The following is a 12,718-nucleotide window of genomic DNA, read 5'->3' on the forward strand; positions in this document are numbered from 1 at the left end:
GCCCCCGCCGCCGCCCGTACCGAGGAGAGCAAGTAAGCATGAGCAAGATCCTGATCCGTGGTGCCAAGGTGCTGGGCGGCGAGCCGCAGTCCGTACTGATCAGCGGCGAGACCATCGCCGCCGTGGGCACCGACCTGAGCGCCGCCGACACCGAGGGCGCCACCGTCGTCGAGGCGGACGGCGCGATCCTGCTGCCCGGCCTGGTCGACCTCCACACCCATCTGCGCGAGCCGGGCCGCGAGGACTCCGAGACGGTCCTGACCGGCACCCGGGCCGCCGCCATCGGCGGCTTCACCGCCGTGCACGCCATGGCCAACACCTTCCCCGTGGCGGACACCGCCGGCGTCGTCGAGCAGGTCTGGCGGCTGGGCCGGGAGTCCGGCTACTGCGATGTGCAGCCGGTGGGCGCCGTCACCGTCGGCCTGGAGGGCAAGCAGCTCGCCGAGCTCGGCGCCATGCACGACTCCGCCGCCGGCGTGCGGGTCTTCTCCGACGACGGCAAGTGCGTCGACGACGCGGTGATCATGCGGCGGGCGCTGGAGTACGTGAAGGCGTTCGACGGCGTCATCGCCCAGCACGCCCAGGAGCCCCGCCTCACCGAGGGCGCCCAGATGAACGAGGGCGTCGTCTCCGCCGAGCTGGGCCTCGGCGGCTGGCCCGCCGTCGCCGAGGAGTCGATCATCGCCCGCGATGTGCTGCTCGCCGCGCACGTCGGCTCCCGGGTGCACATCTGCCACCTCTCCACCGCCGGCTCCGTGGAGATCGTCCGCTGGGCCAAGTCCAAGGGCTGGAACGTCACCGCCGAGGTCACCCCGCACCACCTGCTGCTCACCGACGAGCTGGTGCGCACGTACAACCCCGTCTACAAGGTGAACCCGCCGCTGCGCACCGAGGCCGACGTCATGGCCCTGCGCCAGGCGCTCGCCGACGGCACCATCGACTGCGTCGCCACCGACCACGCCCCGCACCCGCACGAGGACAAGGACTGCGAGTGGGGCGCGGCCGCCATGGGCATGGTCGGCCTGGAGACCGCGCTCTCCGTCGTCCAGCACACCATGGTCGAGACCGGGCTGCTGGACTGGGCCGGGGTGGCGGACCGGATGTCGGCGCGCCCGGCCGCCATCGGGCGGCTGGCGGGCCACGGCCGGCCGATCGCCGCGGGCGAGCCCGCGAACCTCGTCCTGGTCGACCCGGCATACCGTGGTGTCGTGGACCCCGCGGGCTTCGCCTCCCGCAGCCGCAACACCCCGTACGAGGGCCGCGAGCTGCCGGGCCGTGTGACGCACACCTTCCTGCGGGGCCGGGCAACGGTCGTGGACGGGAAGCTGACGTGACACCTTTGACACCGCATCTGGCGGTCACCCTCGCCGGCGAGCAGAAGTCGCAGGAGGTGACGGACTGGGCGGCGCGCATCGGCTGGGTCGTCGGTCTGCTGCTCTTCATCGCGCTGGTCTACTGGCTGATGCGCGAGGGCTGGAAGTGGCGCGGCACCCTCCAGTCCGACCTGCCGGAGCCGCGCCCGGTGCCGGAGGGCACCGGCGAGGCGCGGCTGACGCTCACCGGCCGCTACCACGGTTCCACCACCGCCGGCCAGTGGCTCGACCGGATCGTCGCCCACGGCCTGGGCACCCGCAGCCGGGTGGAGCTCACCCTCCACCCCGAGGGGCTGGCCGTCGTCCGCCCCGGGGCCCGCGACTTCTTCGTGCCCGCCGCCGACCTGCGCGGCGCCCGGCTCGACAAGGGCATCGCCGGCAAGGTCCTCGCCGAGGGCGGCCTGCTGGTGATCACCTGGAGCCTCGGCGACAAGCTGATCGACTCCGGCTTCCGCGCCGACCGCGCGGCCGGGCACGCCGACTGGATCGCCGCCCTCGGGGCGGCCCCGCACCACCTGAACACCACAACGGAAGGCGCACGATGACCACCTCCACCCGGGGGACGAAGACCCCCGCCGTACTCGTCCTGGAGGACGGCCGGACATTCCGCGGCCGCGCCTACGGGGCCGTGGGGGAGACCTTCGGCGAGGCCGTGTTCTCCACCGGCATGACCGGCTACCAGGAGACCCTGACCGACCCGTCGTACCACCGCCAGGTGGTCGTCATGACCGCCCCGCACATCGGCAACACCGGCGTCAACGACGAGGACCCCGAGTCCGCGCGGATCTGGGTCTCCGGCTACGTGGTGCGCGACCCCGCCCGCGTCCCCTCCAACTGGCGCTCGGTGCGGAGCCTCGACGAGGAGCTCGCCGCCCAGGGCGTCGTCGGCATCAGCGGTGTCGACACCCGCGCCCTCACCCGCCACCTGCGCGAGCGCGGCGCCATGCGCGTCGGCATCTTCTCCGGCCCGGCCCTGGCCGACGACGCCGCCCTGCTCGCCAAGGTCCAGGCCGCCCCCCAGATGAAGGGCGCCGACCTCAGCGCCGAGGTGGCCACCACCGAGCCGTACGTCGTCCCGGCGATCGGCGAGAAGCGCTTCACCGTCGCCGCCGTCGACCTCGGCATCAAGGGCATGACCCCGCAGCGGATGGCCGAGCGCGGCATCGAGGTGCACGTGCTGCCCGCCACCGCGACGATGGAGGACGTGTACGCGGTCGAGCCCGACGGTGTGTTCTTCTCCAACGGCCCCGGTGACCCGGCCACGGCCGATCACCCGGTCTCCGTGATGCGCGGCGTGCTGGAGCGGGGCACCCCGCTGTTCGGCATCTGCTTCGGCAACCAGATCCTCGGGCGCGCCCTGGGCTTCGGCACCTACAAGCTGAAGTACGGCCACCGCGGGATCAACCAGCCCGTGCAGGACCGCGCCACCGGCAAGGTCGAGATCACCGCGCACAACCACGGCTTCGCCGTGGACGCCCCGCTCGACACCGTCTCCGAGACCCCCTACGGCCGGGCCGAGGTCTCCCACGTCTGTCTCAACGACAACGTGGTGGAGGGGCTCCGGCTCCTCGACCGCCCGGCGTTCAGCGTTCAGTACCACCCCGAAGCAGCTGCCGGTCCGCACGACGCCGCGTACCTGTTCGACCGCTTCGTGAAGCTCATGGAGGGCCAGCGTGCCTAAGCGCACCGACATCCAGTCCGTCCTGGTCATCGGTTCCGGCCCGATCGTCATCGGTCAGGCCGCCGAGTTCGACTACTCCGGCACCCAGGCCTGCCGGGTGCTCAAGGCCGAGGGGCTGCGGGTCGTCCTGGTCAACTCCAACCCGGCCACGATCATGACCGACCCGGAGATCGCCGACGCCACCTACGTCGAGCCGATCACCCCGGACACCGTAGAGAAGATCATCGCCAAGGAGCGCCCCGACGCGCTGCTGCCGACCCTCGGCGGGCAGACCGCGCTCAACACCGCGATCTCCCTGCACGAGGCCGGCACCCTGGAGAAGTACGGCGTCGAGCTGATCGGCGCCAACGTGGAGGCCATCCACAAGGGCGAGGACCGCGACCAGTTCAAGACCGTCGTCGAGGCCGTCCGCGCCCGGATCGGCCACGGCGAGTCCGCCCGCTCGGTCATCTGCCACACCATGGACGAGGTGCTCGCCGGCGTCGAGACGCTCGGCGGCTACCCCGTGGTCGTCCGCCCCTCCTTCACCATGGGCGGCGCCGGCTCCGGCTTCGCCCACGACGAGGAGGAGCTGCGCCGCATCGCCGGCCAGGGCCTGGCGCTCTCCCCGACCACCGAGGTGCTCCTGGAGGAGTCCATCCTCGGCTGGAAGGAGTACGAGCTGGAGCTGATGCGCGACCGCAACGACAACGTCGTGGTCGTCTGCTCCATCGAGAACTTCGACCCGATGGGCGTGCACACCGGTGACTCGATCACCGTCGCCCCGGCGATGACCCTCACCGACCGCGAGTACCAGATCCTCCGCGACATCGGCATCGAGGTCATCCGCGAGGTCGGCGTCGACACCGGCGGCTGCAACATCCAGTTCGCGGTCAACCCCGAGGACGGCCGGGTCATCGTCATCGAGATGAACCCGCGCGTCTCCCGCTCCTCGGCGCTGGCCTCCAAGGCCACCGGCTTCCCGATCGCGAAGATCGCGGCCCGGCTCGCCGTCGGCTACACCCTCGACGAGATCCCCAACGACATCACCGAGCAGACCCCGGCGTCCTTCGAGCCCACGCTCGACTACGTCGTGGTCAAGGTGCCCCGCTTCGCCTTCGAGAAGTTCCCGGTCGCCGACGCCACCCTCACCACCACCATGAAGTCGGTGGGCGAGGCCATGGCCATCGGCCGCAACTTCCCCGAGGCCCTCCAGAAGGCCCTGCGCTCCCTGGAGAAGAAGGGCTCCCAGTTCGACTTCTCGGGCGACGCCGCGGACCTCGGCGACAAGGCCGAGCTGCTGCGCACCGCCGGCGTCCCCACCGACGGCCGCATCAACACCGTGATGCGGGCCATCCGGGCCGGGGCCACCCCCCAGGAGGTCTTCGACGCCACCCGGATCGACCCCTGGTTCGTCGACCAGCTCTTCCTGATCAAGGAGATCGCCGACGAGCTGGCCGCCGCCGAGAAGCTCGAACCCGAGCTGCTCGCCGAGGCCAAGCGCTACGGCTTCTCCGACCAGCAGATCGCCGGCATCCGGGGCCTGCGCGAGGACGTCGTCCGCGAGGTCCGGCACGCCCTCGGCGTGCGCCCCGTCTACAAGACGGTCGACACCTGCGCCGCCGAGTTCGCCGCGAAGACCCCGTACTTCTACTCCTCCTACGACGAGGAGACCGAGGTCGCGCCGCGCGAGAGGCCCGCCGTGATCATCCTCGGCTCGGGCCCCAACCGCATCGGCCAGGGCATCGAGTTCGACTACTCCTGCGTCCACGCCTCCTTCGCGCTCTCCGACGCCGGGTACGAGACCGTCATGGTCAACTGCAACCCGGAGACCGTCTCCACCGACTACGACACCTCCGACCGGCTCTACTTCGAGCCGCTCACCCTGGAGGACGTACTGGAGATCGTCCACGCCGAGCAGCAGGCCGGACCGGTCGCCGGCGTCGTCGTCCAGCTCGGCGGCCAGACCCCGCTGGGCCTGGCGCAGGCCCTCAAGGACAACGGCGTACGGATCGTCGGCACCCCGCCGGAGGCCATCCACGCCGCCGAGGACCGCGGCGCCTTCGGGCGGGTGCTCACCGAGGCCGGGCTGCCCGCGCCCAAGTACGGCACCGCCTTCTCCTTCGCCGAGGCCAAGGAGACCGCCGCCGAGATCGGCTACCCGGTCATGGTGCGCCCCTCGTACGTGCTCGGCGGCCGCGGCATGCAGATCGTGTACGACGAGCCCTCGCTCGCCGAGTACCTGGAGCGGCACGCCGGTCTGATCTCCGAGCACCCGGTGCTCATCGACCGCTTCCTCGACGACGCCATCGAGATCGACGTCGACGCCCTCTACGACGGCACCGAGCTCTACCTCGGCGGCGTCATGGAGCACATCGAGGAGGCCGGCATCCACTCCGGCGACTCGGCCTGCGCCCTGCCCCCGATCACCCTCGGCGGCTTCGACATCAAGCGGCTGCGCGCCTCCACCGAGGCCATCGCCAAGGGCGTCGGCGTCCGCGGACTCATCAACATCCAGTTCGCCATGGCCGGGGACATCCTCTACGTCCTGGAGGCCAACCCGCGCGCCTCCCGCACCGTCCCCTTCACCTCGAAGGCGACCGCCGTGCCGCTCGCCAAGGCCGCCGCCCGGATCTCCTTGGGCGCGACCATCGCCGAGCTGCGCGCCGAGGGCATGCTGCCCCGGCACGGCGACGGCGGCACCCTGCCGATGGACGCGCCGATCTCCGTCAAGGAGGCCGTGATGCCCTGGTCGCGCTTCCGCGACGCCTCGGGCCACGGCGTGGACACCGTGCTCGGCCCGGAGATGCGCTCCACCGGCGAGGTCATGGGCATCGACTCGGTCTTCGGCACGGCGTACGCCAAGTCGCAGGCCGGCGCGTACGGCGCGCTGCCCACCAAGGGCCGGGCGTTCGTCTCCATCGCCAACCGCGACAAGCGCTCGATGATCTTCCCGGCGCGCGAGCTGGTCGCCATGGGCTTCGAGCTGCTGGCCACCTCCGGCACCGCCGAGGTCCTCAAGCGCAACGGCATCAACGCCACCGTGGTCCGCAAGCAGAGCGAGGGCGAGGGCCCCAACGGCGAGAAGACCATCGTCCAGTACATCCACGACGGTCAGGTCGACCTGATCGTCAACACCCCGTACGGCACCGGTGGCCGGCTCGACGGCTACGAGATCCGCACCGCCGCCGTCGCCCGGGGCGTCCCGTGCCTGACCACGGTCCAGGCGCTCGCCGCCGCCGTACAGGGCATCGAGGCGCTCACCCGCGGCGAGGTGGGGGTGTGCTCCCTCCAGGAACACGCGGAGCGGCTGAACGCGGCCCGCGAGGAGCAGTAGCAGTGACGAGGGGGACACCGGCCGGTGTCCCCCTCCTTCCGAGCCCTACGAGCTCCCCGAGCCCTTCGAGCCCTTCGAGTCGAAAGCACCCGATGTACCAGCTCCTCTTCGACCTGATCTTCCGGCGGATGGACCCGGAGAAGGCCCACTACCTGGCCTTCGCCTGGATTCGGCGCGTCGCCCGCGTGCCCGTCCTGCGGACCTTCGTCGCCGCCGTCCTCGCCCCCCGCCACACGGCGCTGCGCACCGAGGCCCTGGGCCTGCGGATGCACGGTCCCTTCGGGCTCGCCGCCGGCTTCGACAAGAACGCCGCCGGCATCGACGGCCTGGCGATGCTCGGCTTCGACCACGTCGAGATCGGCACCGTCACCGCCGAGCCGCAGCCCGGCAACCCCAAGAAGCGGCTCTTCCGGCTCGTCGAGGACCGCGCGCTGATCAACCGCATGGGCTTCAACAACGACGGCTCGGCGGCCGTCGCCGCCCGGCTCGCCGCCCGCGAGGCCGTCTTCCGCACCACCGTGGGCGTCAACATCGGCAAGACGAAGATCGTGCCCGAGGAGGAGGCCGTCGCCGACTACGTCGCCTCCACCGAGCGCCTGGCCCGGCACGCCGACTACCTCGTGGTCAACGTCAGCTCGCCCAACACGCCCGGCCTGCGCAACCTCCAGGCCGTCGACCACCTGCGCCCCCTGCTGACCGCCGTGCGCGAGGCGGCGGACCGCACGGTCACCGACCGCCGCGTCCCCCTCCTGGTGAAGATCGCCCCCGACCTCGCGGACGAGGACGTCGACGCCGTCGCCGACCTCGCCGTGGAGCTGGGCCTGGACGGCATCATCGCGACCAACACCACCATCGCCCGCGAGGGCCTGGGCCTGGCCGCCGACCCCGCGCTGACCGCCGAGACCGGCGGCCTGTCCGGGGCGCCGCTCAAGGCCCGCTCCCTGGAGGTGCTGCGCCGCCTGTACGCCCGGGTGGGCGACCGGCTCACCCTCGTGGGCGTCGGCGGCGTCGAGACCGCCGACGACGCCTGGGAGCGCATCCTGGCCGGCGCCACCCTGGTGCAGGGCTACAGCGCCTTCATCTACCGCGGCCCGTTCTGGTGCCGCGAGATCCACCGCGGGCTGGCCGAGCGCCTCGCCGCGAGCCCGTACGCCACCCTCGCCGAGGCCGTCGGCGCCGAGACCCGGAAGCAGGCCGCCGCATGACCACCGTGACCCCTCCGGAGCCGTTCGGCGCCCGGCTGCGCCGCGCCATGGACACCCGCGGCCCGCTGTGCGTCGGCATCGACCCGCACGCCTCCCTCCTCACCGCCTGGGGCCTGTCCGACGACATCGCCGGCCTGGAGCGCTTCACCCGTACGGTCGTCGAGGCGCTCGCCGACCGGGTCGCGGTGCTCAAGCCGCAGTCCGCCTTCTTCGAGCGCTTCGGCTCGCGCGGCATCGCCGTCCTGGAGCGGGCCGTGGCGGACGCCCGGGACGCCGGCGCCCTGGTCCTCATGGACGCCAAGCGCGGCGACATCGGCTCCACCATGGGCGCCTACGCCGCCACCTATCTGGACCCGGCCTCCCCGCTCTTCTCGGACGCGGTCACCGTCAGCCCGTACCTCGGCTTCGGCTCGCTGCGCCCGGCGCTGGACCTGGCCCGGGAGCACGGCTGCGGCGTCTTCGTGCTCGCCCTGACCTCCAACCCCGAGGGCGCCGAGGTGCAGCGCGCCACGGCCGCCGACGGCCGGTCGGTGGCCCAGGTGGTGCTCGACCACATCGCCGCCGAGAACGCGGGCGCCGCCCCGCTGGGCTCGGTCGGCGCGGTCGTCGGCGCCACCCTCGGGGACGCGGCGGCGAACCTGGCGATCAACGGCCCGCTGCTGGCTCCGGGCATCGGCGCCCAGGGCGCCACCCCCGCGGATCTGCCCGGCGTCTTCGGTACGGCGGTGGGCGATGTGGTGCCCAATGTCAGCCGGGGCGTGCTGCGGCACGGTCCGGACCAGGCCGCGCTGCGCGAGGCGGCGGCCCGGTTCGCCGACGAGGTGCACGCGGCCGTCTCGAACGCGTAGCCGAAGGCGGGGCCGCGCCCCCGCCCCCGCTCTTGTTGAACAATTGTCGGCCAAAACCGGGGGTAAATGTGCGAAATGTCCGGGTCGGAGCACAGCTGACCAGGACTTTTCGTCCGTTCTCGCTGACTGGAGCGGCATCGGCCGCTAGTCTCCGACGAGAGCGAACGTGTAGCGAACGTGCAACCGCGTTGCTCGTTGCTCCGCAGGTGAGGGGCGACTAGGTTCCTCACCGGTCCGTATCCGACAGTTCGACATCCGAGGTGACGTAGGCGTGGCTCTTCCGCCCCTTACCCCTGAACAGCGCGCAGCCGCGCTCGAAAAGGCCGCCGCGGCTCGCCGGGAGCGCGCCGAGGTCAAGAATCGGCTCAAGCACTCCGGCGCCTCGCTGAGCGAGGTCATCAAGATGGGCCAGGAGAACGACGTCGTCGGCAAGATGAAGGTCTCCGCCCTGCTCGAGTCGCTGCCGGGCGTGGGCAAGGTCCGCGCCAAGCAGATCATGGAGCGGCTCGGCATCTCCGAGAGCCGCCGGGTGCGCGGTCTCGGCTCCAACCAGATCGCCTCGTTGGAGCGTGAGTTCGGCGGCGCCGCCTCCTGACGTTCTCAGGCACTCCTGAGAACCTGGATAATCGCTGCATGAAGGAACGTCCGCGGCTGACCGTGCTCTCCGGCCCCTCGGGGGTCGGCAAGAGCACGGTCGTCGCCCATATGCGCACAGTCCACCCCGAGGTCTGGCTCTCGGTCTCGGCCACCACTCGCAAGCCCCGCCCGGGCGAGCAGCACGGCGTCCAGTACTTCTTCGTCGACGACGAGGAATTCGACAAGCTGATCGCCAACGGTGAGCTGCTGGAGTGGGCCGAGTTCGCCGGCAACCGCTACGGCACGCCCCGGCGGGCCGTGCTGGAGAAGCTGGAGGCCGGGGAGCCGGTGCTGCTGGAGATCGATCTCCAGGGCGCCCGGCTGGTCCGCGAGTCCATGCCGGAGGCCCGGCTGGTCTTCCTCGCCCCGCCGAGCTGGGAGGAGCTGGTCCGCCGGCTCACCGGCCGGGGCACGGAGCCGCCGGAGGTCATCGAGCGCCGGCTGGCGGCCGCGCGGGTCGAGCTCGCCGCCGAGTCGGAGTTCGACACCACGCTGGTGAACACCTCCGTCGAGGATGTCTCCCGTGAGCTGCTAGCCTTGCTGGGTATTACCGGGGAGCGGGAGATCGGCGGCTGACGCCGCGGGCCCCGGACCCCGATGTCACACCGTCTTTTCCCCCTTTTCGGAAGGTAGAGCGTGTCCTCTTCCATCACCGCGCCCGAGGGCATCATCAACCCGCCGATCGACGAGCTGCTCGAGGCGACCGACTCGAAGTACAGCCTCGTGATCTACGCGGCCAAGCGCGCGCGTCAGATCAACGCCTACTACTCGCAGCTCGGTGAGGGCCTGCTCGAGTACGTCGGTCCGCTGGTGGACACCCACGTCCACGAGAAGCCGCTGTCGATCGCCCTGCGGGAGATCAACGCCGGCCTGCTGACCTCCGAGGCCGTCGAGGGCCCGGCGCAGTAAGCAGTAAGCAGTAAACGGCACAGCCCAGATCTGCACAGCACAGGCCCGGCGGGAGCATCCGCCGGGCCTGTGCTGTGTCCGGGGCGCGGTGGGCGTCGTGGGGCCGCCGGGTGTCATGGGGGCGCCCGGAGCCGGTGGGTGCCGTGCCGCGCGCGGGGTGCAGGATGAGGGAAGACGGCCCTTCGCAGGAGCGGGCCGGCCAGGCCCGAGCGGGCCACGGTGTGGGGAGATGTGATGGACAAGCCCAAGGTCGTCCTCGGGGTGAGCGGCGGGATCGCCGCCTACAAGGCGTGCGAGCTGCTGCGCCGTCTCACCGAGTCGGGCCACGATGTGCGGGTCGTGCCGACGGCCGCCGCGCTGAACTTCGTCGGAGAGGCCACCTGGTCCGCGCTCTCCGGCAACCCCGTCGCCACCGATGTCTGGGAGAGCGTCCACGAGGTCCCGCACGTGCGGATCGGCCAGGCCGCCGAGCTGGTCGTGGTCGCGCCGGCCACCGCCGACCTGCTGGCCAAGGCCGCCCACGGGCTCGCCGACGACCTGCTGACGAACACCCTGCTCACCGCGCGCTGCCCGGTCGTCTTCGCCCCCGCCATGCACACCGAGATGTGGGAGCACCCGGCCACCCGGGAGAACGTCGCCACGCTGCGCCGCAGGGGCGCCGTGGTGATCGAGCCCGCCGTGGGCCGCCTCACCGGCGTCGACACCGGCAAGGGGCGCTTCCCCGAGCCCACCGAGATCTTCGAGATCTGCCGCCGGGTGCTGGCCGGCGGCGCCCGGGGCACGGACCTGGCCGGGCGCCATGTGGTGGTCAGCGCCGGTGGCACCCGTGAGCCGCTCGACCCCGTGCGCTACCTGGGGAACCGTTCCTCCGGAAAGCAGGGGTACGCCCTCGCCCGTACGGCCGCGGCCCGGGGCGCCCGGGTGACGCTGGTCGCCGCGAACACCGACCCGGTGGACCCGGCCGGTGTAAACGTGGTGCGGGTCGGTACGGCGGTCGAGCTGCGCGAGGCCGTCCTCGCGGCCGCGGCGGACGCGGACGCCGTGGTCATGGCCGCGGCCGTGGCCGACTTCCGGCCCGCCCACTACGCCACCGGCAAGATCAAGAAGCGGGACGGGGTGGAGCCCGACCCCGTCGCGCTGGTGCGCAACCCCGACATCCTGGCCGAGCTCTCCGCCGAGCGGGCGCGCCCCGGCCAGGTCGTGGTGGGCTTCGCCGCCGAGACCGACGACGTGCTGGCCAACGGCCGGGCCAAGCTCGCCCGCAAGGGCTGTGACCTGCTGGTCGTCAACGAGGTGGGGGAGCGGAAGACCTTCGGCTCCGAGGAGAACGAGGCGGTCGTGCTGGGCGCCGACGGCTCGGAGACGCCGGTGCCGCACGGCCCCAAGGACGCGCTGGCCGACGTCGTCTGGGACCTGGTGGGGGCGCGGCTCGGCTGAGGGCGGGTACGGGGGCCGGTTCCGGTACGAGTGCGGGCGCGGCCGCGGCGAACGGCCGCGGCTCGGCCGGGAGCCGGTACGGAGTGCCTGCGGCTCGTGGGTCGAGGGGCCGGTTCCGGTTCTGATCGTTCCGTCGAGCGATCGCGCCCGAAAACGACCGAACACGCCTGACTTCGACTGCCCGGAGCCCCCTCCGAGGGCAGTGCCGCAGGTCACAGCGTCGCCAAGAATCGAGACACGTGTCCGAAGAGCGGGTGAGCCGGATAAACTGGTCACGGCACCGCGTCGGGCGCAGCTCCCGACCGGTCCATTCATGATGAGCCAGCAGCCGCTGCAACCCCAGGGAGCGATGTGTCCCGCCGCCTGTTCACCTCGGAGTCCGTGACCGAGGGCCACCCCGACAAGATCGCTGACCAGATCAGCGACACGATTCTCGACGCGCTCCTCAAGGAGGACCCCACGTCGCGGGTCGCCGTGGAGACTTTGATCACGACCGGTCTGGTGCACGTGGCCGGTGAGGTGACGACCAAGGCCTACGCCCCGATCGCCAACCTCGTCCGCAACAAGATTCTCGAGATCGGCTACGACTCGTCGAAGAAGGGCTTCGACGGGGCCTCCTGCGGGGTGTCGGTGTCCATCGGCGCGCAGTCGCCGGACATCGCCCAGGGTGTCGACACGGCGTACGAGACCCGGGTCGAGGGCGACGAGGACGAGCTGGACCGGCAGGGCGCCGGCGACCAGGGTCTGATGTTCGGCTACGCCTGCGACGAGACCCCGGAGCTGATGCCGCTCCCGATCAACCTCGCGCACCGGCTGTCCCGCCGGCTCACCGAGGTCCGCAAGAACGGCACCATCCCGTACCTGCGCCCGGACGGCAAGACGCAGGTCACCATCGAGTACGACGGCAACAAGCCGGTCCGTCTCGACACGGTCGTCGTCTCCTCGCAGCACGCCTCCGACATCGACCTGGACTCGCTGCTGGCTCCGGACATCCGTGAGTTCGTGGTCGAGCACGTCCTGAAGGAGCTCGTCGAGGACGGCATCAAGCTCGACACCGAGGGCTACCGGCTGCTGGTGAACCCGACGGGCCGGTTCGAGATCGGCGGCCCGATGGGTGACGCCGGCCTGACCGGCCGGAAGATCATCATCGACACCTACGGGGGCATGGCCCGCCACGGCGGCGGCGCGTTCTCCGGCAAGGACCCGTCGAAGGTGGACCGCTCGGCCGCGTACGCGATGCGCTGGGTGGCCAAGAACGTCGTCGCGGCCGGCCTCGCGGCCCGCTGCGAGGTCCAGGTGGCCTACGCGATCGG

Annotated in this window: 11 protein-coding genes; all 11 read left to right on the forward strand. The window is 71.8% G+C overall.

Annotated features, from left to right (window positions below; all coding sequences use genetic code 11):
• The first annotated feature begins 38 nt into the window (after positions 1 to 38).
• Positions 39 to 1,334 carry a dihydroorotase gene (locus ACSNOD_RS20105; protein ID WP_436768371.1) on the forward strand — a complete coding sequence of 432 codons (1,296 nt, stop codon included), beginning with the start codon at positions 39 to 41 and terminating at the stop codon, positions 1,332 to 1,334.
• Positions 1,331 to 1,918: a hypothetical protein gene (locus tag ACSNOD_RS20110; RefSeq protein WP_436768372.1), complete on the forward strand. Its 588-nt coding sequence runs from the start codon at positions 1,331 to 1,333 to the stop codon at positions 1,916 to 1,918. The genes ACSNOD_RS20105 and ACSNOD_RS20110 overlap by 4 nt, the downstream gene beginning before the upstream one ends.
• The gene (gene carA, locus ACSNOD_RS20115; protein ID WP_436768373.1) at positions 1,915 to 3,054 is read left to right on the forward strand and encodes a glutamine-hydrolyzing carbamoyl-phosphate synthase small subunit; all 1,140 of its coding nucleotides are present in this window, start codon (positions 1,915 to 1,917) and stop codon (positions 3,052 to 3,054) included. The genes ACSNOD_RS20110 and carA overlap by 4 nt, the downstream gene beginning before the upstream one ends.
• Positions 3,047 to 6,370, forward strand: a complete 3,324-nt coding sequence (gene carB / locus ACSNOD_RS20120) for a carbamoyl-phosphate synthase large subunit (protein WP_436768374.1) — start codon at positions 3,047 to 3,049, stop codon at positions 6,368 to 6,370. Before carA ends, carB begins: the two co-directional genes overlap by 8 nt.
• Before the next feature lie 92 nt (positions 6,371 to 6,462).
• The gene (locus ACSNOD_RS20125; protein ID WP_436768375.1) at positions 6,463 to 7,575 is read left to right on the forward strand and encodes a quinone-dependent dihydroorotate dehydrogenase; all 1,113 of its coding nucleotides are present in this window, start codon (positions 6,463 to 6,465) and stop codon (positions 7,573 to 7,575) included.
• The gene (gene pyrF / locus ACSNOD_RS20130) at positions 7,572 to 8,423 is read left to right on the forward strand and encodes an orotidine-5'-phosphate decarboxylase (protein ID WP_436768376.1); all 852 of its coding nucleotides are present in this window, start codon (positions 7,572 to 7,574) and stop codon (positions 8,421 to 8,423) included. Before ACSNOD_RS20125 ends, pyrF begins: the two co-directional genes overlap by 4 nt.
• A 271-nt stretch (positions 8,424 to 8,694) precedes the next feature.
• Complete coding sequence (locus ACSNOD_RS20135; RefSeq protein WP_436768377.1) at positions 8,695 to 9,018, forward strand: integration host factor; 324 nt, start codon at positions 8,695 to 8,697, stop codon at positions 9,016 to 9,018.
• A 38-nt stretch (positions 9,019 to 9,056) separates the two neighbouring features.
• Entirely contained in the window at positions 9,057 to 9,635 is a 579-nt protein-coding gene (gene gmk / locus ACSNOD_RS20140; protein WP_436768378.1) for a guanylate kinase, read from the forward strand.
• A gap of 60 nt (positions 9,636 to 9,695) precedes the next feature.
• Positions 9,696 to 9,968, forward strand: coding sequence for a DNA-directed RNA polymerase subunit omega (rpoZ, locus tag ACSNOD_RS20145; RefSeq protein WP_003982715.1), 273 nt, complete (start codon positions 9,696 to 9,698; stop codon positions 9,966 to 9,968).
• Between the two features lie 234 nt (positions 9,969 to 10,202).
• On the forward strand, positions 10,203 to 11,405 hold the full coding sequence (coaBC, locus tag ACSNOD_RS20150) for a bifunctional phosphopantothenoylcysteine decarboxylase/phosphopantothenate--cysteine ligase CoaBC (protein WP_436768379.1): 1,203 nt from the start codon (positions 10,203 to 10,205) through the stop codon (positions 11,403 to 11,405).
• A gap of 351 nt (positions 11,406 to 11,756) precedes the next feature.
• Positions 11,757 to 12,718 (forward strand): methionine adenosyltransferase (gene metK / locus ACSNOD_RS20155; RefSeq protein WP_436768380.1); only part of this gene is annotated, 962 nt, incomplete at its 3' end.

The organism is Streptomyces sp. URMC 123, from assembly GCF_051386515.1.
In the GTDB taxonomy this organism is placed as follows: Bacteria; Actinomycetota; Actinomycetes; order Streptomycetales; family Streptomycetaceae; genus Streptomyces.

Excerpts from the sequence above, each read along its gene's own strand:
- ACSNOD_RS20105 (WP_436768371.1), top strand. The coding sequence starts at position 39 with ATGAGCAAGATCCTGATCCGTGGTGCCAAGGTGCTGGGCGGCGAGCCG.
- ACSNOD_RS20125 (WP_436768375.1), top strand. The coding sequence starts at position 6,463 with ATGTACCAGCTCCTCTTCGACCTGATCTTCCGGCGGATGGACCCGGAG.
- gmk (WP_436768378.1), top strand. The coding sequence starts at position 9,057 with ATGAAGGAACGTCCGCGGCTGACCGTGCTCTCCGGCCCCTCGGGGGTC.
- pyrF (WP_436768376.1), top strand. The coding sequence starts at position 7,572 with ATGACCACCGTGACCCCTCCGGAGCCGTTCGGCGCCCGGCTGCGCCGC.
- carA (WP_436768373.1), top strand. The coding sequence starts at position 1,915 with ATGACCACCTCCACCCGGGGGACGAAGACCCCCGCCGTACTCGTCCTG.
- coaBC (WP_436768379.1), top strand. The coding sequence starts at position 10,203 with ATGGACAAGCCCAAGGTCGTCCTCGGGGTGAGCGGCGGGATCGCCGCC.